The 23744-nt window shown below is 55.1% G+C and carries 25 protein-coding genes; 20 read left to right on the top strand and 5 right to left on the bottom strand.

The annotated features are described in order from the left end of the window. Positions 1–8 precede the first annotated feature (8 nt). Positions 9–815, bottom strand: coding sequence for a DUF6655 family protein (locus tag Fuma_RS01550; protein ID WP_077022580.1), 807 nt, complete (start codon positions 813–815; stop codon positions 9–11). Between the two features lie 303 nt (positions 816–1118). On the opposite strand from Fuma_RS01550, the gene Fuma_RS01545 reads away from it, so the two are divergent. Then, a complete protein-coding gene (locus Fuma_RS01545) occupies positions 1119–2531 on the top strand; it encodes a DUF1501 domain-containing protein (RefSeq protein ID WP_077022579.1) in 1413 nt (470 codons plus the stop codon). Positions 2532–2566: 35 nt separating this feature from the next. On the opposite strand, the gene Fuma_RS36600 is transcribed toward Fuma_RS01545, so the two are convergent. The 4 genes from Fuma_RS36600 to Fuma_RS01525 form a co-directional block, all read right to left on the bottom strand. Then, positions 2567–2743 (bottom strand): YciI family protein, encoded by a 177-nt coding sequence (locus Fuma_RS36600; RefSeq protein ID WP_349680207.1) that lies wholly within the window; start codon positions 2741–2743, stop codon positions 2567–2569. 113 nt (positions 2744–2856) lie between these two features. Further along, positions 2857–3348, bottom strand: coding sequence for a VOC family protein (locus tag Fuma_RS01535; protein WP_077022578.1), 492 nt, complete (start codon positions 3346–3348; stop codon positions 2857–2859). Positions 3349–3460: 112 nt separating this feature from the next. Beyond that, positions 3461–4306 carry a YciI family protein gene (locus Fuma_RS01530; RefSeq protein ID WP_077028039.1) on the bottom strand — a complete coding sequence of 282 codons (846 nt, stop codon included), beginning with the start codon at positions 4304–4306 and terminating at the stop codon, positions 3461–3463. Positions 4307–4390: 84 nt separating this feature from the next. Further along, complete coding sequence (locus Fuma_RS01525; protein ID WP_158520824.1) at positions 4391–4897, bottom strand: DinB family protein; 507 nt, start codon at positions 4895–4897, stop codon at positions 4391–4393. Between the two features lie 337 nt (positions 4898–5234). Here Fuma_RS01525 and Fuma_RS01520 point away from each other — a divergent pair, with 337 nt between their 5' ends. From Fuma_RS01520 to Fuma_RS01435, 19 genes are all read left to right on the top strand, one after another. Further along, a complete protein-coding gene (locus Fuma_RS01520; protein WP_077022576.1) occupies positions 5235–5807 on the top strand; it encodes a DUF4256 domain-containing protein in 573 nt (190 codons plus the stop codon). 165 nt (positions 5808–5972) lie between these two features. Beyond that, entirely contained in the window at positions 5973–7298 is a 1326-nt protein-coding gene (locus tag Fuma_RS01515; RefSeq protein ID WP_077022575.1) for an alpha/beta hydrolase family protein, read from the top strand. A 347-nt stretch (positions 7299–7645) separates the two neighbouring features. After that, a complete protein-coding gene (locus tag Fuma_RS01510) occupies positions 7646–8185 on the top strand; it encodes a peroxiredoxin family protein (protein WP_145943897.1) in 540 nt (179 codons plus the stop codon). Continuing rightward, positions 8182–9309 (top strand): pyridoxal phosphate-dependent aminotransferase, encoded by a 1128-nt coding sequence (locus Fuma_RS01505; protein WP_077022573.1) that lies wholly within the window; start codon positions 8182–8184, stop codon positions 9307–9309. The genes Fuma_RS01510 and Fuma_RS01505 overlap by 4 nt, the downstream gene beginning before the upstream one ends. Positions 9310–9549: 240 nt before the next feature. After that, positions 9550–10677: a DUF1559 domain-containing protein gene (locus tag Fuma_RS01500; protein WP_083732520.1), complete on the top strand. Its 1128-nt coding sequence runs from the start codon at positions 9550–9552 to the stop codon at positions 10675–10677. Positions 10678–10887: 210 nt separating this feature from the next. After that, positions 10888–11871 carry a carboxypeptidase-like regulatory domain-containing protein gene (locus Fuma_RS01495; RefSeq protein ID WP_077022571.1) on the top strand — a complete coding sequence of 328 codons (984 nt, stop codon included), beginning with the start codon at positions 10888–10890 and terminating at the stop codon, positions 11869–11871. 57 nt (positions 11872–11928) lie between these two features. Then, positions 11929–12543: an imidazole glycerol phosphate synthase subunit HisH gene (hisH, locus tag Fuma_RS01490; protein WP_077022570.1), complete on the top strand. Its 615-nt coding sequence runs from the start codon at positions 11929–11931 to the stop codon at positions 12541–12543. 17 nt (positions 12544–12560) lie between these two features. Then, entirely contained in the window at positions 12561–13301 is a 741-nt protein-coding gene (hisA, locus tag Fuma_RS01485; RefSeq protein WP_077022569.1) for a 1-(5-phosphoribosyl)-5-[(5-phosphoribosylamino)methylideneamino]imidazole-4-carboxamide isomerase, read from the top strand. Between the two features lie 6 nt (positions 13302–13307). Further along, on the top strand, positions 13308–14102 hold the full coding sequence (locus tag Fuma_RS01480; RefSeq protein WP_077022568.1) for a phytanoyl-CoA dioxygenase family protein: 795 nt from the start codon (positions 13308–13310) through the stop codon (positions 14100–14102). 15 nt (positions 14103–14117) lie between these two features. Then, entirely contained in the window at positions 14118–15146 is a 1029-nt protein-coding gene (gene queG / locus Fuma_RS01475; RefSeq protein WP_077022567.1) for a tRNA epoxyqueuosine(34) reductase QueG, read from the top strand. Positions 15147–15260: 114 nt separating this feature from the next. Further along, a complete protein-coding gene (locus Fuma_RS01470; protein ID WP_218922365.1) occupies positions 15261–15590 on the top strand; it encodes an ArsR/SmtB family transcription factor in 330 nt (109 codons plus the stop codon). 54 nt (positions 15591–15644) lie between these two features. Further along, a complete protein-coding gene (locus Fuma_RS01465; RefSeq protein WP_077022565.1) occupies positions 15645–16190 on the top strand; it encodes a rhodanese-like domain-containing protein in 546 nt (181 codons plus the stop codon). Continuing rightward, entirely contained in the window at positions 16178–17002 is an 825-nt protein-coding gene (locus tag Fuma_RS01460) for a sulfite exporter TauE/SafE family protein (RefSeq protein WP_077022564.1), read from the top strand. The genes Fuma_RS01465 and Fuma_RS01460 overlap by 13 nt, the downstream gene beginning before the upstream one ends. An 18-nt stretch (positions 17003–17020) precedes the next feature. Next, positions 17021–18466, top strand: a complete 1446-nt coding sequence (locus Fuma_RS01455; protein ID WP_077022563.1) for an MBL fold metallo-hydrolase — start codon at positions 17021–17023, stop codon at positions 18464–18466. Positions 18467–18570: 104 nt separating this feature from the next. Further along, on the top strand, positions 18571–18747 hold the full coding sequence (locus Fuma_RS35110) for a hypothetical protein (protein ID WP_158520823.1): 177 nt from the start codon (positions 18571–18573) through the stop codon (positions 18745–18747). Between the two features lie 96 nt (positions 18748–18843). Then, positions 18844–19578 carry a helical membrane plugin domain-containing protein gene (locus tag Fuma_RS01450; RefSeq protein ID WP_077022562.1) on the top strand — a complete coding sequence of 245 codons (735 nt, stop codon included), beginning with the start codon at positions 18844–18846 and terminating at the stop codon, positions 19576–19578. Positions 19579–19669: 91 nt separating this feature from the next. Continuing rightward, entirely contained in the window at positions 19670–20854 is a 1185-nt protein-coding gene (locus tag Fuma_RS01445) for an NAD(P)/FAD-dependent oxidoreductase (RefSeq protein WP_077022561.1), read from the top strand. Positions 20855–20907: 53 nt separating this feature from the next. Then, the gene (locus Fuma_RS01440; RefSeq protein WP_077022560.1) at positions 20908–22578 is read left to right on the top strand and encodes an FAD-dependent oxidoreductase; all 1671 of its coding nucleotides are present in this window, start codon (positions 20908–20910) and stop codon (positions 22576–22578) included. Further along, on the top strand, positions 22575–23678 hold the full coding sequence (locus Fuma_RS01435; RefSeq protein WP_083731721.1) for a DsrE family protein: 1104 nt from the start codon (positions 22575–22577) through the stop codon (positions 23676–23678). The genes Fuma_RS01440 and Fuma_RS01435 overlap by 4 nt, the downstream gene beginning before the upstream one ends. Positions 23679–23744 lie beyond the last annotated feature (66 nt).

Below are 23744 nucleotides of genomic sequence, written 5' to 3'. Positions count from 1 at the left end.
CGGGACGCCTATTCCTTCTTCTCTTCTTCATGCGACGCGGGCACCACTGAATCATCAGACTTTGCGGCGTCTGCGATTTGCTGTTCCAACACGGCCGGATGCACAAACTGATGAGCGTCCGCGACGGTGACAGCTTCCGGCGGTTTATTTTCGTTCGAACGCCGTAGAAACGACGGAAGTCGTAGTCGCATGCCGGCAAATTTCGGCTCTTCGTAGATGGAGCCTCGCTGCCACGGCCCGGCTCCCATCAACCACGTATCTTTCGCGTCACTTTTCGAGATCGCGGAACCAGACTGCCACACGGGTGTGCCGGTTTCACGGTGATATGCGAAACACACGATCTTGGATGTCGATAGTGACGCGTTACGTTTTCCAAAGCTGATTTCGGGGATGACTGGCATCGCCGGAGCGGTGCTCAAAACGGTTGCCGCCTGGCTCAACGCATTGCTGGCCGGCAGCCCGTATGTGACTTCCAGCGAATCAGTGCCCAATGCGCCGACGCGAGCTTCCACGACATAGTCTGCGTCAGCTTTGTTATCTCGCACGACACAACCAGACGTCGTCAGCTTTTGGCGCATTGCACTGATGATGTAGTCGGCATTCACAAACATCGTTCCCTTAACCGCCTGGATGTAAGTCGTGTCGAGATACACCTTGCGGCCGGAAAGCGCGGCAAAGTCCAGTTGGTCAACAGTGCGGTCGACGGAATCCGAAAGCAGTAGCTGTTCCGTGCCGCTTCGCTGCTGCGTGGTACCGCAGCCGATCGTGGTCAGCATCGTGCAGACGATGACTATCTGAATTGCTATGGCTCGCATGAAACCTGCTGGTTTCGTCGATGAATGAAAGGAAGGATTGCGCTGCCTGTAGACACGGCAGCCGGTGGGGGCGTGAGTCTACTCGCTGCCAACAATTTCTGCTTGAGCTCGTTGCGCAGAATTCAACCCGGGATCGCAACTCATAAAGTGAATTCTGGTGGACTTCGGCAAAATTCGCCGATCAGCCAATCGACGGTTGTCGAATCCGCCACGTTTCGGTCAAAATAGCGGTCCGCTCGATTCACCACTCGCCATCATCAATCCTTGGCGATCCATTCCTTCCCACCGACACAGGGACCAGCCATGCTGACAGTCACCGGTCGAAGTTTTCGCAATTGCGATGGAGTTTCCCGCCGCACGTTCCTGACTGCGGGCACATTGGGGTTCGGCGGCTGGGGGCTGGTGGATCTGTTGAAGGCCGAAGATGCCAGCGGCATCCGGTCGTCTCGCAAAGCCGTGATCAATGTGCACCTGGACGGCGGCCCGCCTCAACTGGACACAATCGATCCGAAGCCAAATGCTCCCGCGGAATTTCGAGGCGAGTTCGCTCCAATTTCGACCGCGCTGCCCGGCGTGCAAATCAGCGAACTGATGCCACAGATTGCCGCAGCCGCAGAGCGGTTTACGTTCATCCGCACACTGGTGGGTTCGGACGGGCGGCATCATGCGTTTCAGTGTCAGTCGGGATTCCGCGAAAAGGACCTGGCCGCCTTTGGTGGGCGTCCCGCAATGGGGTGCGTCGTTTCAAAATTGCAAGGGTCCGCTGCCGACGTCACGCCCGCGTTTGTAGACCTCATGCAGGGACGACCACTTGTCCGCAATTCGGCGCGCCCCGGATTTTTGGGACCGTCGTTCCAACCATTCCGCCCGGACCTATCGAAGCTGTTCCAACGCGAATTGGAACCAGCCATGAAGGGCGAACTCAAACGACTCGGCGCAGAGCAAACCGTCAGCTTGAAGCTAAACACATCGTTATCGCATAAGCGACTCGACGATCGCCGCTCTTTGCTGGCCGGGCTGGACCAGATCAAACGCAACGTTGATGCGTCCGGAATGATGCATGCCATGGACCGATTTCAACAGCAAGCGGTCGGCATTCTGACGTCCGGTGAATTCGCCAACGCCATGGACCTGACTCGCGAAGATCCCGCAGTCATTGCTCGCTACACGGCATCTACTCCAAATCGCGGAATCCAGTCGACAACCAGTGAAGGCCCCGACAGCACCCGCAAATTCTTATTGGCGCGTCGGTTGGTCGAAGCAGGTGTGCGGTGTGTGAGCGTTTCCATCAGCGACTTTGACACTCATTCTTCCAACTTCGATCGCATGAAACATCTGATGCCGATCGTCGATCACGGACTATGCACGCTGGTCGCGGATTTGGAAGAACGAGGCATGCTGGACGACGTTTCCATCGTGGCGTGGGGCGAATTCGGGCGGACGCCGCGGATCAACAACAAGAACGGCGGCCGCGACCACTGGCCTCGTGTCGGTCCGTGTTTACTGGCAGGTGGCGGTATGCGAACCGGGCAGGTTATCGGAGCAACAGACCGCATCGCTGGTTCGGCGGTGTCGCGCCCTGTCCATTACAAAGACATTTTCGCGACTCTGTATCGCAATCTTGGCATCGACGCTCGGCACCTCACGATCGACGATCCACAGGGCCGGCCACAGTACCTGCTGGATAACGGCGAACCGATCAGCGAAGTGGTATAGGCCAATCCGCTGCGTTAAAAATGAGTGGTGTCGTGTCACGCATCATCTGGCGTGACCTCCTGCGGCGGCAACAACGAGCGGATCTCGACGGTGCCCATCTTTGAAATCGGAATGCTGGCAGCGATCGCAGTGGCTTCGTTTGCGCCAACTACATCACGCAAGTAGCCCCCGCCGAGCTGTTCGGTCGTTTTCGCAAATGGGCGGCCGGCAATCCGACGCTTCCCTTACCGAACTCATACGCTGGTTGCTGTGGTCACGGAATGCAGCGGAACTGAATGCAGCAACATACTTTGGCAACCAGTTATCCGCATGTTGTTCGATCTGCTCATTGCTGCCCGTCGTAAGCTTGCTTCAGTTTTTCGACATCCATCTTCACCATCTGCATCATTGCATTCATAACACGGCGTGATTTTTCGGCGTCCTGATCATTGACCAGTTCGAAGAACGCTTCGGGGACAATCTGCCATCGCATGCCGTATTTATCCTTCAGCCAACCACACTGGACAGGCTCTCCACCGTCAGCCGTCAGTGCAGCCCAATAGCGATCAACTTCCGACTGATCTTTGCAGGCGACAGAAATGGAAACGCGATCGTTGAACGGTTCGTTCGGACCGCCGGCAAGCAACTGATACTGTTGACCTGCCAGCTCAAGATCAATCACAACCACGTCGCCAGCTTTGCCGCCGGGCCAGTCGTTATGGCTGACCATCTTGTTCAGTATTCGCGAATTGTCGAACACAGAAGCATAGAATTCAGCCGCTGCTTCGATATTGCTGTCGAACCAAAGGCAAGGCGTGAGTGTGCGTTTTGAAGTCATTCTCGTTGTTTCTGGAATTACCACTGTGAGTGTAGACCGAGCAGGTTACCTTCGGCGTCGACCGCCAACGCCCGGGTTGACGCGTCTATGCGACACAGAGCTTCGGCCGCAGCTATTGAACATCCGCCGCCACCATCACCATCCAGCCGACGTTAAACTTGTCTGTGACCATGCCGTATCGCGGCGACCAGAATGTCTTGACGAGCGGCATGTCAATCGTGCCGCCGTCTGCAAGAGCAGCAAAAGCTCGGTTGCACTCCTCTTCCGTTGACACAGACAGCGCCAGCCGAAAGCCATCGAACGTGGTGCTTTCGCCACAGCCATCCGACGCCATCAGCGACATCTTGCCGATGCTGAATGAAGCATGCATGATCTTGTTTTCGAAGCCCGGCTGCAGCATGCCGTCCGGCACCGGATCCGGACTTTCGCTGAACCGCATGAGATAGCTTACGGTTGCGCCGAGTGCCTCTTTGTAGAAATCGAGAGCCTCCTCGCACCGGCCGGAAAAAAACAGATAGGGCTGAACGGTACAGGAACGCATTGCCAATTTCTGCCGAAGACCGTCCTCGTGAGCCGCGATGGTTCCGTCCGGATCGTTCTGCGCAAAATCTTCAATTTCGAAAAGCGGACGGATCTCAATGTCGGATTCCTGGGGCATTGGATTGGGACATTTCCTGACCCATTCGACAGCCTGCTCCATCGAATCGACCTGCCACATCCAATAGCCCGCGATCAGTTCTTTGGTTTCCGCAAATGGCCCATCGGTGACCGCGCGGTCCTTGCCGGAAAAGGTGACTCGCTTGCCTTCGGAAGACGGCTTGAGACCTTCCCCCGCCTGCATGATGCCTGCTTTGACCAGTTCTTCGTTGTATTTGCCCATCGCTTCGAGCAATTCTGTGCTGGGCAATTCGCCCGCTTCAGAACTTTGCGTCGCTTTGACAATGACCATCACTTTCATTGTGTCGTTCCTGAAATAATTGTTTGGGATATTTGCCAGTAGTCGAATCAGCCGCGCTGCAATCGACATGTCGATTCAAGAGTTTCATTTTTTCGCAATGCCCGCAGCACGTCGCCACTGCATGAGCTGACCGAGATGATAGGACTCGTGCGACGCCAGCAAATAGGCGGCGATCCGGCCAATCGTAGGCGCATAGGCCTGAAGGAAATCTGGCGTGGGACGTGCAAAGTAGTCAGCGTGTTTGGCCCTCACTGCGGAATCAAGCTGCCCGTGTCGTCGCCGGAGCGTCGCCAGCAATTCTTCCTTTGGCGGATACTGAGATCGATTTTCGACGGGAATTGAGCCGTTACCGTACGCACTATTTTCCTCGTTGGCCGACGCCCCTTCGGGTTCATCCAACAAATCCAGTAGAAATGCCGCGTTGGCATTCAGGTGGCATAGCGTCCACGCCGGATGATTGACCACTCCATTCGGCTGTTCGGCAAATCGAGCGTCAGGGATGTCGGCAATTGCTTCTTCAAGCCACGTGAGATGGTCGCTGAAAATGTCGAGCAAGACATCAATTGCGGCATCGTCATTTTTGTGAATCACGGTAGCCATTCCCGCAAAAGCGGTCATATCCGGAAGGAGTGAGCGTGTCGACAGTTCTAAATAGATCCTCGTGAAATTGGGAGCGAGTTGTGTGGCCGGAGTTGGAGCCAGCAACCAGTGAAACCCTGGGGTTTCCTTCGCTTCGCTAAGTCCAACCCCGGCCACACTCGAAAGCACCGTGTTCCCTTTTTGGTGGGGAGTGATTTAGGCATTTCCAGTTGCACTGCGATGCGGCGATCACCGCATTGATTCATGCGTCCGTGCAAAGTGGTCGATTGACGCCAGGGGAAATCGACAGCCGCTCGAACTTTTTTGGGGATTGCCGTATTATCGGGTTATGAAAAGCAAAGTACCTAAGAAAAAGCTGTCCGCAAAAGACCGCGACAAACTACTCGAAACGTTGGCGACGCGGTTTGAGGAAAACATGAACCGCCACAGAGGTGTGTCGTGGGAAAAGCTGCAGTCAAAGCTGACGGCCCAACCCGAAAAACTGTGGTCGTTGCACGAAATGGAGAAGACCGGCGGTGAGCCGGATGTTGTTGGGTACAGCAGGAAATCGGACGAGTACACCTTCTTCGATTGTGCAGCGGAAACCCCAACCGACCGTCGAAGCCTATGCTACGACCGTGAGGCGTTGGAGTCACGAAGAGCGAACAAACCAAAGAACAACGTGGTGGACATGGCTGAGGAAATGGGTGTTGAACTTCTGACGGAAGAACAATATCGAGAACTGCAGACGCTTGGCGAATTCGACACAAAGACATCAAGCTGGCTGCAAACGCCAGAGGAAATCAGACAACTCGGCGGCGCCATCTTCGGTGATCGCCGCTTCGGCAGAGTATTCGTGTATCACAATGGCGCTCAATCGTACTACGCAGCGAGAGGTTTTTGTGGCTTAATACGTGTGTAGATACTCCGAGGCAGCACCCAATGAATTTTAAAGCAGCAACCCCAACGTCGGACGATACAGTTGACGATTCCGCTCGATTTTTGTGCAGCCTTCTTCCTGAACCGGGTGGACAACTCGCCATTGCTTCTAGTTCGCTGATCTGCCTTTTGATTGATCGATACGACAATGAAAATTTCCGCGATTCTGGCTCTTGTTCTCGTCGAAGTTGCGTTCGCTCAGGACGCGCCATACGACGTCTTTCCCAATGCGCAGCCGCCGTACTATCGAGTGCGTTATGACGCGTCGCCGAATGAAGGCGAGCTACAACTCGCTGTGCAGTACACGATCTGGATTCCGCCGAACGTCAAAACCTTGCGTGGAGTCGTGGTTCACCAACATGGGTGCGGCGAAGGTTCGTGCAAGTCGGGGCTGACCGGCGCCTTTGATCTGCACTGGCAGGCTCTGGCTGCCAAGCACGATTGCGCCTTGTTGTCGCCTGTCTACGAACAACCTCAGAATGCCGATTGCCAACTTTGGTGCGACCCTCGCAATGGGTCTGATGCGACTTTTCAAAAAGCACTGGCTGATCTTGGCGAGGCCAGCCATCATCCCGAACTTGAGACGCTCCCATGGGCACTTTGGGGACACAGTGGCGGCGCGACGTGGGTCGGTGGAATGACGTTGCTGCACCCCGACCGTGTGGCGGCCGCCTGGCTGCGATCCGGTGTTCCTCTGGTCGTCGCTCGGCCAGACCGTCCTTCCGCCAAAACGGTTGACCTGCCGGACGAACCACTGCCCGTCCCCATGATGCTGAATCTCGGAACGAAGGAAGGGGTCACGGTAACCGACGGCCGCTTCTCGGGACTGTGGCCCACAGTCCAACGCTTTTTCAAACCGCTGCGGGAACGTGGTGGACTGATTGGCATCGCTATCGATCCGCTCACCGGGCACGAATGTGGCAATCAAAGATACCTTGCCATCCCGTGGTTCGACGCGTGTCTTGAGCTAAGGTTGCCTGCAAAGTCCGGTGAGCCGCTTCGGTCGATCCCGAATGAGCAAACGTGGCTTGCTGCTGTTCGAGAAACAACGGCGATGCCGGAGGCGTCATTCAATGGTGACAGAGAAGCGTCCGTTTGGCTGCCCAATCAACAAGTCGCCGAAGCATGGATGCAGTACGTGTCCGATACGAAAGTCGCAGATTCTTCACCGCCACCTCCACCGACAAACATCAAATCATCAGGCGGTAAGTTAACCTGGGATGCCGCGGCCGATCTCGAAAGTGGCATTGCGTATTTCATCATCGAGCGTGGTGGAAAGGAACTCGGCAAAGTTCCACCTTCACCGAAAAACCCGTATGGCAGGCCACTGTTTCAAGGGTTGCTATACAGCGACACACCGACGCAACCGCTGGTCAGAATGCAGTTTTCACTGGATGAAAAGTCGCCAGCGTCGGGCGACTATCGCGTGATCTCGGTGAACTCAGCGGGACTGCGGTCGAGCGGCGCGGAGTAATGAGGACGATGGCAGAATCTGGACCGCTGCGTAGTTTCCTTACGGATCGTGAGGATATGAGATAGCCACCGAATCCCTTACTGAACAAAGACCATGAAAGTGGTCTGACAGAAGCAAAGGCCAACAGCCAGGTCAAAGAAGAACGAATCAGTCTCACCGTGTTTCTGCCTACCGATCCCGTGACTTCCCCGCTACGCTTCACAAGTCGCGGACGGATCCAACCTGACCAAAAGTCTCATCGAATACTTCAGCTCACTTCACCCAGCAACATTTGCGGGCTCGTGCAACGAGTTCAGAAATATCGCGAACTGTTTCCCGAGCCTTCCCTTTACGTGGAGTTCCAGATTATGCGTACATTGCTCATCGCAGCCACTGTGGCAATCGCTTGCCCTTTTTCGTTCGCCGACGAAGCGTCGAAAGTCGAAATCAGTAGTCCGGCTCCGGACTTCACGGCCACCGGCATTGATGGCAAAGCGTTTAAATTGTCGGACAAACTGAAAAGCGGCAAAAAGAACGTAGTGTTGATCTTTAGTCGAGCCCACTGGTGTCCTTTTTGCATGAAGCAACTGGCCCATTTGCAACAGCACGCTGATGAATTCGAAGCATTGAACGCGGAGGTGATTGTCATCTTCCGAGAAGAGAAAGACGGCACCGACGGTCTGACAAAGATAAAAAACGGAACAAAGACAACATTCACCCTGGCACTCGATCTGGACAAAAAGTCGTCTAAGGCGTACAGCCCCAAACACAGGACGTTCGATAACTTTGTTATCGATAAAGACGGCAACGTGGCTGCTGTGATCGACGGCACATTACGAGATCGCGTGACAGCGGACAAACTGTTGAAAGCCCTAAAGAAGATAGAGCAGAAAGACTCAGCGAAATGAGCGACAAGTGGATTGCTGACCGGATGCATCGCATTGATGCATCCGGCATCCGCAAAGTGTTTGACCTTGCGGCAACAATGAAAGATCCGATCAACCTCAGTATCGGTCAGCCGCATTTCGACACGCCTCAACCCGTCAAAGATGCGCTATGCGATGCGGTGCAGAGCGGCCGCAATGCCTACAGTCAGACTCAAGGCATTGCGCCACTGCTAAAAGTTTTGCAGGAGGACATCGACAACACGTACAAGCATTCTGACCGTCAGGTGTTTGTCACATCGGGAACCAGCGGCGCGCTAATGCTGGCGCTGTGTACGCTGGTGAATCCGGGTGATGAGGTCATCATCTTTGATCCGTGGTTTGTAATGTACAAACACCTGGTCACGCTGGCTGGTGGCACCGTCGTCCAGGTTTCGACTTACCCAGACTTCCGCATTCGCGCCACCGATGTCGAAGCCGCGATTACTGACCGCACGAAGGTTATCCTGTTCAACAGCCCGGCTAACCCAACCGGGGCAGTCGCGTCGCAGGAAGAAGTAAAAGCGCTGGCGGACCTTGCCGCAAAGCACGACGTCGCGTTGATCAGCGATGAGATCTACAAGTCGTTTTGCTACGACGGTGACTTCTACAGCCCGGCATCATTCAACGATCAGACGATCGTGATCGACGGGTTCAGCAAGTCGCATTCCATGACAGGTCACCGCCTGGGATACATGCATGGGCCGAGGTCGATTGTGCAGCAGATGATGAAGCTGCAGCAATTCACCTTCGTCTGCGCGCCTCATCCCGTGCAATGGGCGGGGCTGACCGCGTGGGAACTGGACCTTTCAGATAACTTTGCAGACTACCACCGCAAACGAGACCTGATGGTGGCGGAGTTGCAGGACGATTTCGAAATTCACGGTGGCCAGGGAGCGTTCTACCTGTTCCTCAAAGCGCCTTGGGGCACAGGGACAGAATTCGTCACGGAGGCGATTCGGAACAACCTGCTGATCATCCCGGGCAATGTCTTCAGCCCGTCCGACACTCATTTCAGGCTTTCCTTTGCTGCAGAAGATGAGACGTTGCGCAAGGGAGCGGAGGTCCTGCGGCGAGTGGCAAGGCAGGGGCCTCCGACGCAAGCTTAGCGGACGCGAAGGGCGGGAAAATGGGCGTCATATCCGCGATGCGGTAACTCGAAACTTGTATTTCTCTGCCGTTCAGTCACCAAATCTGGAAAAATCCGGACAATCTGAGTCAGTTCGATGCTCCATCAGGAAATTCCATGACGTTTCCTGCCTGACTGGTTTAGAATGCTACTCCAGTTTGGTTCGTCCAACGCAGGTCTTCTTGTGGCTCATTTGGGTTTTGAAAATAAGGATCGTTTCATGCGAAGAGCATCAACTCGCTCACGCGGCTTCACATTGATTGAGCTACTTGTGGTCATTGCAATCATCGCGTTGCTGATCGCATTGCTACTGCCAGCCATCCAACAAGCTCGCGAAGCAGCCAAGAAAACTCAGTGCCTGAACAACATGAAGCAGCTGGGATTGGCCCTGCACAACTACCATGACACTCACAACGTCTTCCCACCGGGAATGATCACAGGCTGGCCGCAAGGCGGAGCGAACGGATTTTCTGTGGCCGCTCCCGGCGGCGGGACCGTGTCTGCCGTCAATCCACAGGAAGCTGAAACCCAGCAGATGCTGAATAACGGCTTCTCCGCACACGGCGATAGCTGGATGCTGCACATTCTGCCGCAGATCGAAGCGGCAAATACTTACGAGACCTGGAATCCAGCTCTCAACGTTTGGGGAAACACCAACTTCACATTCTGGCAAAGTTACGTGGACCAGACCAACACTCAGGCACTGCAGGTGGATAAAGCGCCGGGCGCCGTTGAGATTAAAGCGTACTTCTGCCCATCCAGACGCACCAGTACCGGTAGCATTCCGTTCGCTTTCCGCGTCGATGTCAATACGCCCACGGGCGGAAACGATTACGTTGGCTGTGCAGGCTCAGGGGCTTTGTTCGATCCAGTGACCCGAGCGACCTACAATCTGACGCCGGCCGAGTTGGGCGTGTACAGCAATCAAGGCACCACTGTTCAGCAACCGTGGCAGGTTTACCAGCTGTCGCACCGGGCTGGTATCTTTGCTCCGAACAGTTCCACCAACATGTCAGACATTCAGGACGGGACCAGTCAGACAATCATGGTTTCTGAGGCGGAGCGGTTTATTGGCACCAAGGCGGAATACCGAAATGCGGTCAATGACACTCGACGTCGTCCCAGCGATGGTTGGGCTTGGGGTGGGCCAGCCACAATGTTTTCCACATTCCGACCACCCAACAAGCAGGAATGGTTCGAAGCCGCTGGCTCGTCGCATTCAGGGCAAACCGTCAACGTTCTCATGGGCGATGGTTCAGCTCGGTCGGTTGGTGAGAATATCGGACTGATCGTCTGGCAACGCCTGGGCACGATGAATGAAGGTGTCGCAGCGGGCGGCGAATTCTAAAACGTGTTGTGGCGCCACGCGAAAACGTAGGCAAATGCGGCTGGCATCGGAGATCCCCCGCTCGCCAGACACAGCATCACAAACAGAACCGCAGTCCCCGACTGCGGTTTTGTCGTTTCAATCCCGCAAGTTGACGGTGGAATCGAGCTTTCAGTTCTCGGTATCATTCGTCACACCAGTTCGTCGGCCACCCAGTGTCAGGTCCAGAGTATGACGATTCGTTACAAATGCGAGGAATGTGAATCCGTCCTGAAGATTCCTGCCAAACTGGCCGGCACGGCGGCGAAGTGCCCCAAATGCAAAGCCGCTTTCAAGGTTCCTCAGCAGTCCGAAGGCAGCAAGCCAAAAGTCGCGGCCAAATCGTCAGCAAGCCCGGCATCACGTTCTGCCACCGCCTTGGCAGACGAAGAAGATCCAATCGACATGCCTCGGGAAATCACCCCGCCGCCTGACCTGTCGTCGATGGATGATTTTGATCCGACAGAAGCTCTTGCCGGAGCCACGTCTTCGACGTCGACGATGCCCACCACAGCGGAAGCCCCCAAGCCATCAATGGCCGATTTGATGCGGGAGCACGAAGCCAGCAAAAAGAACAAGAAGGGCAAAAAAGGGGACGGTGACAAAGGTCGAAAAGGTGGACTGGCCGAAGCCGCCATGGCAGCGGAAGCCTACACGTCTGGCAGTGCGGCCGACGCTCTTACGCGAACCTACGACCAGAAACGCGGCAAGGCGGGTGAAGCGCCCGTACTGACGCGAGAGGAACGTCGTGAAGAAGAACGTAAAGAGGCGATGAAAGAGTTCGCTGTCAAAGGCGGTGCTGCATTCGCCGCATTGGCGGTCTTCATGTATTTCCTGTTTTCCTGGATGATGTCGGAATCTTTACCCGATCTTGAATACGTTTCCGGTGTCGTCACTCTTAACGGTGCACCGTTGCCGGACGTCGAAGTCATGTACGAACCCGTTGTGGCGTCAGGCGGATCGGGATCACCAGTAGCCGGCGGCCCGTCCACCGGGTTAACAGACGCGAACGGCGAATACGTGTTGATGTATAAGCAGGACGTTGCCGGAGTTGTTCCCGGAGACCACAGGATCACAATCATGGGACCAACGGGAGCAGCGTACAACCTACCTCAACAGCATCAGCAGAAGACCGTTCCCGCTGATGACGAAACTGCCTACAACTTCGCTCTTTGATTGCGAAGTTTCTTCCATCGACCGGCATCCTACCGCCGGATTCACTACGATAGGCCCATGTCCGCAATAACGATTATCGACTACGGAATGGGAAACCTCCGCAGCGTTCAAAAAGCGATCGAACACGTTGGTTCCAGCGCCACGATCAGCTCAGACCCAAAACAAATTGCCTCGGCCGACAAAGTGATTCTGCCCGGCGTTGGAGCGTTCCGTGATGCGATCAGCGCATTGAAGGATCACAATCTCGTCGATGCGATTCATCAATTCACCGATAGCGGCAAGCCGTTTTTGGGCATCTGCCTTGGACAACAGTTGCTGCTGGATCTTTCCTACGAAGACGGAGAATACGAAGGTCTCGGCATCGTTCCCGGACACGTGCGGCTGTTCGATATCGCTGACGATCTGAAGATTCCGCACATGGGCTGGAATCAGCTTTCGTCACGAACTGGTGACAATCCTTTGTTGGAAGACATTCCGACGGATGCCTGGTTCTACTTTGTTCATAGCTATTACGTCGACCCCACCGACGATTCGTGGGTGTCCGGCAGAACAGACTACGGCGGTGAGTTCGTATCCGTCATCCACCAAAACAACGTGTTCGCGACGCAGTTTCACCCGGAGAAAAGCCAAAGTGCCGGACTGCAGTTGTTGACGAACTTCGTGAATCTGTAAGGCAATCAGAAAGCAATATGCAACTTTATCCGGCTATCGACATCCGTGGCGGCAAGTGTGTCCGCCTGCGTCAGGGCGACTACAACGACGAAACCATCTTCGGTGACGACCCCGTCGAAATGGCGTTGAAATGGAAAGAGCAGGGCGCCGAATGGCTACACCTTGTCGACCTTGACGGAGCCAAAGAAGGTCGACCCGTTAATCACGAAGTTGTAAAGCAGATCGTCACTCAGACCGGCATCCCCTGCGAAATGGGAGGCGGCATTCGTAATGACGACAGCATCCGCCTGGCCATTGAAGAACTCGGTTTATCGCGAGTCATCATCGGCACAAAAGCGTTGAAAGAACCAGACTGGTTTGCCGATGCCTGCCAGCGGTTCCCGCACAAACTGGCATTGGGCCTGGACGCGCGAGATTCCATGGTCGCCACGGAAGGCTGGCTTGAGGTATCGAAAGTGTCGGCAATGGAGCTGGCGAAGCAGTTCCTCGAAGTGCCGATTTCCGCTGTCATCTACACCAACATTGCCAACGATGGTATGATGCAGGGCGTCGACGCAGACACTCTGGCCGACCTGCGAACTCTGGCTGAGATGGGTCTGCCGGTGATCGCTTCTGGCGGCGTTACAACCATGGACGACATCCACACACTTCACAAAATCGCGGCCGAAGTGCCGACGCTAATCGGGGCAATTGTTGGTCGAGCCATCTATGAAGGTACGATCGACGTGGCTGAGGCCTGTGCGGCGCTAAGGAGCTAATTCCTGATGAAAAACACGCTGTTGGGCACGATCTCAAAGAGTGACTTCGAACGCGACGGCTATGTGATCATTCCGGATCTGCTCACAATGGATGAAGCAGATCTACTCAGGAAGGTGGCCCGTGCAGATCGTGACATCGCCGCGAATCGATCGTCTCGAGCCGACGGTGAAGGTGGAGCAGTTGAACTTGTCGTGCGAAACGACTTGCCGGAAGACAGCATCTACGGGGCCATTGTGCGAGCTCAGCCTTTGGTCGAAGTGATGGAACATCTCCTTGGTGATGAAGTCTATCACTATCACCACAAAATGATCCTGAAGGAGCCGCGCACCGGAGGCGCGTGGACCTGGCATCAGGATTACGGTTACTGGTACAACAACGGCTGTCTGTTTCCAGACATGGCGAGCTGCATGATCGCGGTTGATCAGGCCACCAAAGAAAACGGCTGCCTGCAGGTCATTCGCGGGTCTCACAAAATGGGCCGAGTTGACCATGTCAAACGCGGCGATCAAACGGGTGCCGACCAGGAACGTATCGACGCTGCTTTGCAGCAGCTGGAGCTGGTCAATGTTGAGCTACCGCCAGGCTCTGCGGTCGTCTTTCACGGCAACACACTGCATCGGTCGGACCAGAATAATAGTGAAAATCCCAGATGGGCTTTCATCTGCTGCTACAACACCAAGCACAACAATCCCTGGAAGGAATCGAAGCACCCGCGCTACAGCCCGCTCGAACGCTGGTCACCGGACAGGATTGCCGAAACCGGAGCGCAGCAGCTTTCGCGCCTTCATCAGCCGGATTGAATCGCGGTCTCGACCATGTCCGAAACCGAACAGCTTTCTGCACTGTTAAAGTCGCAGGGAAAGGCGATTGGATTCAACCTTGTCGGAATCGCGCCCGCCGTTTCTCCTGCGGGCTTCCATCCTCTGCTGGAATGGATCGGCAACGGATACCACGCCGATATGGATTGGATTCCACGCCGCGAAAATGCGTACCAGCATCCCAACGGCGTGCTGCCAAATACTCGCAGCGTGATTGTGGTGGCGCTGAATTATCATAGCCAACCGCCCGCGTCAGACACCGCTCGAATTGCTCGCTACGCATGGGGGACCGAGGACTACCACTCGCTAATGCGACGCAAGCTAAAGCTAGTGACTGAAACACTCCATCAGCATCAACCGCACGATCGCACGCGAGTCATCATCGACACTGCTCCGCTGCTGGAACGTGATTTTGCCCAGCTGGCGGGCATCGGTTGGCGTGGCAAGAACACAATGCTGATCAGCCGCGAAATCGGAAGCTGGTTCTTCCTGGGCGCCATTCTTACGACCGCCGAACTGAACTACGACACTCCCTTCGAAACCGAACACTGCGGAACGTGTACACGGTGTCTCGACGCCTGTCCGACGGACGCCTTCCCGGAACCGCACGTACTGGACGCGAATAAGTGCATCAGCTACCTCACCATCGAACGCCGCGACAAACCCGTACCGGATGAACTAAAAAACGGCGTCGGCAACTGGGTCTTCGGCTGCGATATCTGCCAGGAAGTCTGCCCATGGAATCGCTTCGCGCCGAATGACTGCCTGCCGGAATTCCAACCAGTGCCGCACCTGCACAACCTGCAGATTGCCGACCTGCTGAGTCTCACCGAGTCTCAGTTCAACTTCCAATTTGCTAATACGCCGCTGGAACGTACGGGGCGCGATGTCATTATTCGAAACGCGGCGATTGTCGCCGCAAACCAGCGTGATCCTGCCTACCTGCCGCTGCTGCAAAAACTGCAGACAGACAGTTCGCCACTGGTTCGGGACGCCGCAAACTGGGCGATCCTCGCAATTCAGTAAGCCAATTCCAGCGCCGCTTACAGCCTGCCCCCAAGGTCTCAGTCTCCTGCGACATTGTGAAATGCATTGACATATCGCGACTTTACGATATATTAACAACAGGAGGTTCAAGTGGTGACAAACTCCAAGTCGAAAACGAAACCAGCCGGTACGCCGCAAGCGTTCGCTCAGGCCGCCGAATGCCTGAAGACCCTTGCTCATCCTGTACGGTTAAGGATGGTGCAGTTGTTACTGCACGGCCGATATACCGTGGGAGAACTGGCAGAAGATTGTGGTGTGCCGGACAACGTCGCTTCTGAGCACCTTCGGCTAATGCAGCGTTGCGGTTTCTTCACCAGCGAACGGGAAGGTCGCCGCGTGTACTACCAGGTGGCCGAACCGCATCTGGCCAACATCATGGAATGTGTGGAAAATCGCTTTTTGTCTGGAAAACGACGTAAGTAGTCGTCTTCTATTTCGCTCAATATATCGTAACCTCGCGACATAAGGAGACATTAAATGTCAGGAGTCAAGACCATTCATCCGGCACAACTTGCCGAACAAGGTCGTGTCGACCTGGTCGACGTGCGGACGCCGGTGGAGTTCCGAGAAGTGCGGGCTGAGAACGCTCGCAATGTGCCATTGGATGCGTTGGATCCACATTCGCTGATGAAGGAACGAAACGGCTCGGCCGACGAACCACTGTACGTCATTTGCAAATCCGGCAACCGGGCGGGGAAGGCGTGTCAAAAGCTGATCGATGCGGGTTACGCCAATGTCGTCAATGTGGAGGGCGGAACGCAGGCATGGGTCGACGCTGGTCTGCCAGTCGTGCGTGGAAAGAAAGCGATGTCACTGGAACGTCAGGTGCGAATCGCCGCCGGGTTCCTCGTCTTTGCGGGAGCCGCCACGGCGCTCGTCACCGGCAACGTCTACTTCGCCGGAATCCCCGCGTTCGTTGGGGCCGGACTGATGTTCGCCGGTATCACAGACACCTGCGCGATGGGAATGATGATTGCCAGAATGCCCTGGAATAAGGTCGGGAAAGGATCATGTTCGGTCTAGCCGTTCTATTTGGATCTGCTGTCGGTTTCGCACTTGGCCTCACTGGTGGCGGTGGCGGTGTCTTTGCTGTGCCATTTCTGGTCTACGGCCTTTCCATCGCGCCTCGCGAAGCAGTCGGCATTTCACTCGCATCGGTTGGCGGGACCGCCTTCGCAGGAGTCGTCCCTCGTCTGTGGCGAGGCGAGGTTGAACTGCGGACTGGTTTACTGTTTGCCGTTGCCGGGATGATCGGCGCACCGATTGGATCTTATCTCTCGACACTGTTTCCGGAAGCAGTCTTGTTGGTGATGTTCGGGTGTTTAATGCTGGTCGTGGCATGGAGGATGTGGGCTAAAACTCGCAACCCACAGTTGGTGACCGGCGTGTGTTTGATTGAAGGGCAGGCTGCAGCTGATCGCTCGGCGTGCCAGCGTGACGAAGACGGAACGCTTCGGATGACGTCAAAGTGTGCCCAACTGTTGATGTTGGTTGGTTTGCTGACGGGAATGCTGTCAGGAATGTTCGGAGTCGGCGGGGGTTTTGTCATCGTGCCTGCACTCGTGTTGTTCAGCGGAATGGCAATTCATCGAGCCGTAGGGACCTCGCTGTTCGTGATCTTCCTCATCAGTATCAGTGGCGTCACGTCGTACGTGGTGTCGGGACGCGAATTGTCGCTCGAAACAACCCTGCAGTTTCTTGTCGGCGGATTCATTGGCATTTGGCTCGGTGGCCTGGTCGCCGGAAAACTCAAGGGACCAACGTTGCAAAAAGTATTCGCAACGGCGGTTGTACTGGTCGCTGTATTCGTAATCGCAAAAACGGTCATTCTATAAACTGAAGGAGATCCAAAGATGCTGCTCAAATACTTCTACGACAAAGCTCTGGCTCATGCTTCTTACATGGTCGGTTGCCAGCGAGCCAAAGTGGCCGTCGTTGTCGATCCCGGTCGCGACATCAACCAATACCTGGAAATGGCCGACCGCGAAGGTCTCAAGCTGATCGCAGTCGCGGAGACTCACATTCACGCTGATTATGTGTCCGGTGCGCGTGAACTGGCTGACCGAGTGGGCGCGAAGCTTTATGTTTCTGATGAAGGTCCGGCGGACTGGAAGTATCTGTTCGCCGATCAATACGATCATCAACTGGTGAAGGATGGCGATTCCTTCATGGCCGGAAACATCAAATTCGATGTTCTGCACACACCCGGTCACACGCCTGAAAGTATTTCGTTTATGCTGACTGACCAGGGCGGCGGCGCTGACAAGCCGATGGGAATCTTCACTGGCGACTTCGTGTTCGTCGGTTCGATTGGCCGTCCGGACCTGCTGGAAGAAGCGGCCGGGCTGGCGAACACAGCCGAACCAGGGGCCCGCGATCTGTTTCACTCTGCTGAACGCTTCAAGAAGCTTCCGGACTATCTGCAGGTCTGGCCCGCTCATGGCGCAGGTAGCGCGTGCGGCAAGGGACTCGGAGCGATCCCTTCGTCCACGGTCGGCTACGAAAAACTGTTTAACCCGGCGCTGCAGTTTAAGGACGAAGACGAATTCGTGAAGTACATCCTATCGGATCAGCCGGAAGCTCCGAAGTACTTTGCAGTCATGAAGCGAGTCAACAAGGAAGGGCCCGATATCATCGGCGACAAGGGTCTTCCAGAACTTCAGCCCGTAGAATCTGTAACGAAGACTTTGGATGAAGCGACTGTCATCGACATTTCGCCTGCCTCGCAATTCGCAGACGGGCATGTTGCCGGGACCATTAACATTCCCACATCGCTGCTTGCTGGATGGGCGGGCTGGGTTGTCGATTATTCCATCCCCACATATCTGATTGCGGATCCAGGCCAGCTTGCCGAAGCGACTCGCGTCCTACGGAAAATCGGCCTTGATGACGTGCGTGGCTACTTCGATGTGGCAGAAGTCCGCGCGGCGGGACTCGCGACAGAAAGCTACCAATCCGCAACTCCGCAAGAGCTGAAACAGCGGATCGAATCGGGCGACGTCGATCTGATTGATGTCCGTTCCAACGATGAATGGAACAAAGGGCGAATTCTCGCCGCCGAGCACCAGTTTCTAGGCCGCTTGCCCGACAATTTGGCGAACCTGGCGACCGACAAACCCATTGTCGCTCAGTGCCAAACCGGTGGGCGGTCAGCAATTGCGGCTAGCATCATTCAAGCTTCGGGTCGTGAAGTCATCAACCTGTCTGGCGGCTTTGGTGCGTGGTCAACGACTGGCTTGCCTGTCGCTGACTCAACGTCAACCGCTAACTGTGATACGGAAGTCGGTCAATGCTCATGAGAAAAGGAACAGTTATGAAAGAGCTACTTCTACCGTTGGGCGTTCTCGTCATTTGGTTCGTCCTCAACGCGTGGGTGCTGCCAAAGTTCGGCGTGAAGACTTGAATGTCGGGAAGCTGTGCGGTGGATCCGCACTCCGACATGAAATCGCCCGACGCTCGCAAGCCCAATTCAGGCGATGCAAAAACCACAATCGCCCCCTTTGCTGATGAGCGAAATCACGTTAGCGACGCCGCAAAGCATCCAGAAGATCCGGTCGACAATCGCTACGAAAATGACTGAAAGTCCAAGCCCAGCTCTAAGAACGGTCTGCAAGCCATGTCTCAGACAACATCACAGCGATAGTCCGACTTTGCAATTTCAATCATCGAGGTGACCATGGAAACTACACTTGAAAGACCGTCACTTGCGGATCGTTTGAACGATCCACAAACGACCGAAGCTTTGCATCGACTGCTCGACCGAGCCGCAGCTCTTGACCAGATGTTGCAGATAGCCGGTGACATCCCAAACCTGATCGCAATGGCAACCGACTTTTTGGACGCGATTTGCAGGCAGGCATCGCAGGAAGGGATCGATCTTGAACAACGAGCGACGACGTTGTTCAAGCTGTTTGGCCGATTCACTGAGCCAGAAAACATCCGGAATATTGAAAAGCTGATATCTCGATTGCCACAGTTGGAAGCTGGCAGTGCGCTACTGGACGACCTGCCAGGGCTAACCGCGACAGTAGTCGACGTTTTCGATGAGTGGGCAACGCAACTGAAAGACGATGGCATTGATCTGGAACAAAGTATTCGCCAGGGGCTGCACGCCATACTTTACCTAGGCGGCCAAATACGGCGGGAAGAACTGGATCGCATTGGGTTTCTGGTCAAGTCCGACGTGCTGGCAGAGCATTCTGTGGAAACCGTGGGCATCGCCGGTGCAGCTTTGGCAAACTGCAGTCGCGGTACGTGCGAACACCCGGTTCCCCAACGGGTCGGTTTGTTCGGCATGCTCAAGGCGATGCGCGATCCGAACACACAGCGAGCGTTGTCGTTTGGCCTGCAGTTTGCCAAATGTTTTGGCGGCGAACTTTCACATCAACATAGACACAAAGTGAGTTCGTGATCATAAGCCCGTTCACCTGTTTCCGGCGCCCCGCATTTTTGCACACTGATATCCTGGAACCCATACGTTCGAACACATAAGGACCTTCGCGATGAATCATCATCAAATCGTTATCGTTGGCGGCGGCACAGCTGGCATTACAGTAGCCGCTCGACTAAAGAATGCTGACGCGTCGCTCGACGTAGCAGTTATCGAACCTTCAGAAAAACACTACTACCAGCCGTTGTGGACGCTAGTCGGCGGTGGAATGTTTGAGGCGGACGAATCTGCTCGCAACGAAGCGGAACTGATTCCATACGGAGTCAACTGGATTAAAAAGCGTGTTGCCTCATTCTCACCAGCGGCCAACTCAATTACGACCGACGACGGCGAGACAATCGGATATGATTATTTGGTGGTCGCCCCAGGAATCCAAATCAATTGGGATCAAGTAAAGGGGCTGAAGGAATCGGTCGGGAAGGACGGTGTATGCAGCAATTACTCAATCGACACTGTGGCAAGCACGTGGAAATTCATTCGTGAATTGAAGCAGGGCGTGGCGTTGTTTACGCAACCTGCGGGAGCCGTCAAGTGCGGCGGTGCTCCCCAGAAAATTTGCTACCTTGCCGAAGATCACTTTCGTCGCACAGGCGTTCGCGACAATGTCGACGTGATCTTTACACTTGCCGGGCCGCGTCTATTTGCTGTCGATCGTTACAGAATTGTGCTTGAACAGGTGTGCCAGCGAAAAAAGGTCGAGCCTCGTTACCGACACAACCTTGTCGAAATTCGACCGGCTTCGAAAGAGGCTGTATATCGGCACATGGACACTGATGAAGAATTAGTCATCAAGTACGACATGATCCATGTGACTCCGCCCATGAGCGCGCCAGACTTTGTCGCGCAAAGCGAGTTGGCGGGAGAAACCGGGTGGGTCGAAGTGGATAAACATACATTGCAGCACACTCGATTCCCAAACGTGTATGGACTTGGCGACGCATCCAGCTTGCCGACCTCGAAGACCGGCGCAGCGATTCGAAAACAAGCACCGGTACTCGTAGCCAATCTGCTTGCTTCGATGAATCAACAGTCACCCACAGCCAGCTACGACGGCTACACTTCCTGCCCGGTGGTAACAGGCTACGATTCGCTGGTGCTGGCGGAGTTTGATTATAGCGGACAGCCCGCCGAAACCTTTCCATTCGAGCAGGACAAGGAACGGTTCAGTATGTTCATGTCCAAGAAGTTCGGCCTTCCGGCGATGTACTGGCACGGAATGCTAAAAGGCCGCGTATAGCCCGGATCAGTCACACTGACGTTTTCCCGTTTGCCCAACCACAGGAATGAGAAATGAAGATTGTCATCGTCGGCGCCGTTGCCGGAGGAGCTTCTGCCGCCGCTCGTGCGAGGCGACTGAATGAAGAGGCGGAGATCATTCTGATTGAACGCGGGGCTGAACCGTCGTTTGCGAATTGTGGGCTCCCGTATTACGTGGGCGGGGAAATCGAAATCCGTGACAAGTTACTCGTGGCTCCAGCCGCTCAACTTCGTCAGCGACATCGACTCGACGTGCGGACTCGACAGGAAGTCACTTATATCAATCGGGACAGTCAGTCCATCACAGTCAGGAATCTGGAAACAGGCGAAAGCTACACTGAGACATACGACCGGCTAATAATTTCCACTGGCGCATCGCCGTTTCGTCCTCCGATTCCGGGCATTGACAGCCCGCACGTCCTGGAGTTGCGTGATCTCACTGACGCTGATCGCATGCACGAGCTCGTCACGACAGGCGGCAGCCGCCGAGCCGTCATCGTTGGCGCCGGATTCATCGGAATCGAAGTTGCGGAGAACCTTGTTCGGCGAGGACTCAATGTCACAGTTGTCGAACTGGTCGACCAAATCCTGCCGCCGTGGGATGCGGAGATGGTTCGTCCGTTGGAAGATCATCTGCGTGAACAGGGCGTTTCGTTACGACTGAATGATTCTGCGGAAGCGTTTGAAGACAATCCGACCGCCGACGGCAACCTAACGGTGAGGCTCAAGTCCGGCGCTTCTATTCCCGCCTGTTTCGCGGTTGTTTGCATCGGCGTGCGACCGGAAAGCAAACTGGCCGCCGACGCCGGAATCGAGTGTGGTCCACGGGGTGGCATCATCACCAATGATCACATGCAGACAAACGATCCCCACATCTACGCCGTTGGCGACGTAGCGCAAGTCAAAGATTTCCTCACCGGCGAGCCAACGCAGATACCACTCGCGGGCCCAGCCAATCGGCAGGGCCGCATCGCAGCTGACCACATCTTCGGCCGTAACTCAACGTACCGAGGTACTCAGGGGACGGCTGTCGTGGGCGTGTTCGGTAAAACCGCTGCGATGACCGGCCACAGCGAAAAATTGCTTCGACGTGCGAATCGCTCCCACCGCAAAATCTACATTCATCCCAACGACCACGCTGGCTACTACCCCGGCGCTTCGCAAATGACATTGAAGCTGTTGTTCAATCCCGAAGACGGCCGCATCTGGGGCGCTCAGGCGGTGGGCAAAAACGGAGTCGACAAACGCATCGACGTGATTGCGATGGCGATTCACGGCGGAATGACGGTCTACGACCTGGAAGAAGTCGAACTCTGCTATGCACCACAATACGGCTCGGCGAAAGACCCGGTCAACATGGCGGGCTTCGTCGCGTCAGGCGTGTTGCGAGGCGACCATCCGGTAACTCACGTCCCTGAATTGCAATCACCACCGAAATCGCCTGACTGGTTTGTGCTGGACGTTCGCACACAACGTGAATTCGATGCCGGAAACATCGGCGATGCGACAAACATTCCGCTGGAAGAACTTCGCGAAAGATTGGCGGAAATTCCTCAGGACCGACGCATCGCGGTGTATTGCTTCGTCGGTCAGCGCGGATACATGGCGACTCGATTATTGAAACACAACGGCTTCGACGTATTCAACCTCAGCGGCGGTTATCGCACATGGCAACAGCATCATTCCACGGAGACAGAATCATGAACACAGTTCGCAAATCACCATTTTCATTCCGCCCAGCAAGCCAAACAATCCGACGCATCACGCACATATTGGCGGCCGTAGTGGTCGCCCTCGCCATTGGCGATGTCGCCGTGGCTCAGCCCGGTCGAGGTCAAGGGGTTGGCCGTGGCAGGGGGCGAGGACGCGGCATGTCAGCGGAAATGCGTGAAGACATGACGACACTACACGCCATGTTTGCAGCGCGTGAAAAAATTACTCGCACCGTGAAGATGCTTCCGAAAGGAGCCGAGGCAACCACCGAGTCTGACGACACCAAAATTGTCGCGATGCTCAAAGAACACGTGCCGGCCATGGAGAATCGTGTTCATGAAAACGAGCCGCTGCCTCCAATGACTTTCCACCCAGTCTTTGTCGAACTCATCAAGCACGCCGACGACTACACGTTGACGTACAAAGAAACGAAGCAAGGCATGGAGGTAACGTACGAAGCCGACGATCCGTTCGTAATCATGCTGGTTCAGGAACACGCCAAACTGGTCAGCCGTTTTCTTAAGAACGGCATGGACGAAATTCACAAACCGTACACGCTGCCTAAGGTCGTTCATGCCAAAAAGGACAACCATGCGGCGTTTTCAAACGGCAATTTGGAATACATTAATCCCACCATCGCGAAATACGGCAAAGTCGTGAAGCTGCCAAACGCAGCACAACAGCCGCGCAACGGAAGCAGAATCGTTGTTGATCTCACTCAAAGCGGTAAGCCGGACGCATTGAATCCGGCTATCGAAAAGGTGGCTCGTTTTGTGAACATCTATCAGGGAGCAGGTAAGAAGCCAGCGAAAGTCGACATCGCCATCGTGTTACACGGTGACGCAACACTGACCGTTTTGAACGTTGATGCCTACACCAAACGCCACGAGACAAAAGGAAACCCGAATCTTGATTGCCTGCATAAACTGCACGATGCGGGCGTCGAAATCTTCGTGTGCGGTCAGTCACTCATTGGGAAGGGCGGCAATCCGGATGACGTTGTCGTCTTCGCTGACGTCGCCGTTTCAGCTTTGACGTCGCTGGTCAACCTGCAAGCCGACGGCTACGCCTACGTACCGTTGGGAAAGTAATACAGAACCAGGGCAATCACACAAAGACAATAAATCTGATATGGCACTCCATAGTTGAAGGAAGGA

Origin of the sequence: Fuerstiella marisgermanici, assembly GCF_001983935.1 — a bacterium.
Taxonomy (GTDB): Bacteria; Planctomycetota; Planctomycetia; order Planctomycetales; family Planctomycetaceae; genus Fuerstiella; species Fuerstiella marisgermanici.
This window is presented reverse-complemented; position numbering and strand designations above follow the sequence as displayed.

What these genes read in the sequence shown, in the direction of transcription:
- Fuma_RS01505 (WP_077022573.1), top strand. Translation starts at nt 8,182, where the DNA reads ATGAGCGACAAGTGGATTGCTGACCGGATGCATCGCATTGATGCATCC.
- queG (WP_077022567.1), top strand. Translation starts at nt 14,118, where the DNA reads ATGTCCGAAACCGAACAGCTTTCTGCACTGTTAAAGTCGCAGGGAAAG.
- Fuma_RS01500 (WP_083732520.1), top strand. Translation starts at nt 9,550, where the DNA reads ATGCGAAGAGCATCAACTCGCTCACGCGGCTTCACATTGATTGAGCTA.
- Fuma_RS01510 (WP_145943897.1), top strand. Translation starts at nt 7,646, where the DNA reads ATGCGTACATTGCTCATCGCAGCCACTGTGGCAATCGCTTGCCCTTTT.
- Fuma_RS01435 (WP_083731721.1), top strand. Translation starts at nt 22,575, where the DNA reads ATGAACACAGTTCGCAAATCACCATTTTCATTCCGCCCAGCAAGCCAA.
- Fuma_RS01450 (WP_077022562.1), top strand. Translation starts at nt 18,844, where the DNA reads ATGGAAACTACACTTGAAAGACCGTCACTTGCGGATCGTTTGAACGAT.
- hisA (WP_077022569.1), top strand. Translation starts at nt 12,561, where the DNA reads ATGCAACTTTATCCGGCTATCGACATCCGTGGCGGCAAGTGTGTCCGC.
- Fuma_RS01515 (WP_077022575.1), top strand. Translation starts at nt 5,973, where the DNA reads ATGAAAATTTCCGCGATTCTGGCTCTTGTTCTCGTCGAAGTTGCGTTC.
- Fuma_RS01460 (WP_077022564.1), top strand. Translation starts at nt 16,178, where the DNA reads ATGTTCGGTCTAGCCGTTCTATTTGGATCTGCTGTCGGTTTCGCACTT.
- Fuma_RS01530 (WP_077028039.1), bottom strand. Translation starts at nt 4,306, where the DNA reads ATGAAAGTGATGGTCATTGTCAAAGCGACGCAAAGTTCTGAAGCGGGC.
- Fuma_RS01465 (WP_077022565.1), top strand. Translation starts at nt 15,645, where the DNA reads ATGTCAGGAGTCAAGACCATTCATCCGGCACAACTTGCCGAACAAGGT.
- Fuma_RS01535 (WP_077022578.1), bottom strand. Translation starts at nt 3,348, where the DNA reads ATGACTTCAAAACGCACACTCACGCCTTGCCTTTGGTTCGACAGCAAT.
- Fuma_RS01445 (WP_077022561.1), top strand. Translation starts at nt 19,670, where the DNA reads ATGAATCATCATCAAATCGTTATCGTTGGCGGCGGCACAGCTGGCATT.
- Fuma_RS01545 (WP_077022579.1), top strand. Translation starts at nt 1,119, where the DNA reads ATGCTGACAGTCACCGGTCGAAGTTTTCGCAATTGCGATGGAGTTTCC.
- Fuma_RS01495 (WP_077022571.1), top strand. Translation starts at nt 10,888, where the DNA reads ATGACGATTCGTTACAAATGCGAGGAATGTGAATCCGTCCTGAAGATT.
- Fuma_RS01440 (WP_077022560.1), top strand. Translation starts at nt 20,908, where the DNA reads ATGAAGATTGTCATCGTCGGCGCCGTTGCCGGAGGAGCTTCTGCCGCC.
- hisH (WP_077022570.1), top strand. Translation starts at nt 11,929, where the DNA reads ATGTCCGCAATAACGATTATCGACTACGGAATGGGAAACCTCCGCAGC.
- Fuma_RS35110 (WP_158520823.1), top strand. Translation starts at nt 18,571, where the DNA reads ATGTCGGGAAGCTGTGCGGTGGATCCGCACTCCGACATGAAATCGCCC.
- Fuma_RS01520 (WP_077022576.1), top strand. Translation starts at nt 5,235, where the DNA reads ATGAAAAGCAAAGTACCTAAGAAAAAGCTGTCCGCAAAAGACCGCGAC.
- Fuma_RS01480 (WP_077022568.1), top strand. Translation starts at nt 13,308, where the DNA reads ATGAAAAACACGCTGTTGGGCACGATCTCAAAGAGTGACTTCGAACGC.
- Fuma_RS01550 (WP_077022580.1), bottom strand. Translation starts at nt 815, where the DNA reads ATGCGAGCCATAGCAATTCAGATAGTCATCGTCTGCACGATGCTGACC.
- Fuma_RS01455 (WP_077022563.1), top strand. Translation starts at nt 17,021, where the DNA reads ATGCTGCTCAAATACTTCTACGACAAAGCTCTGGCTCATGCTTCTTAC.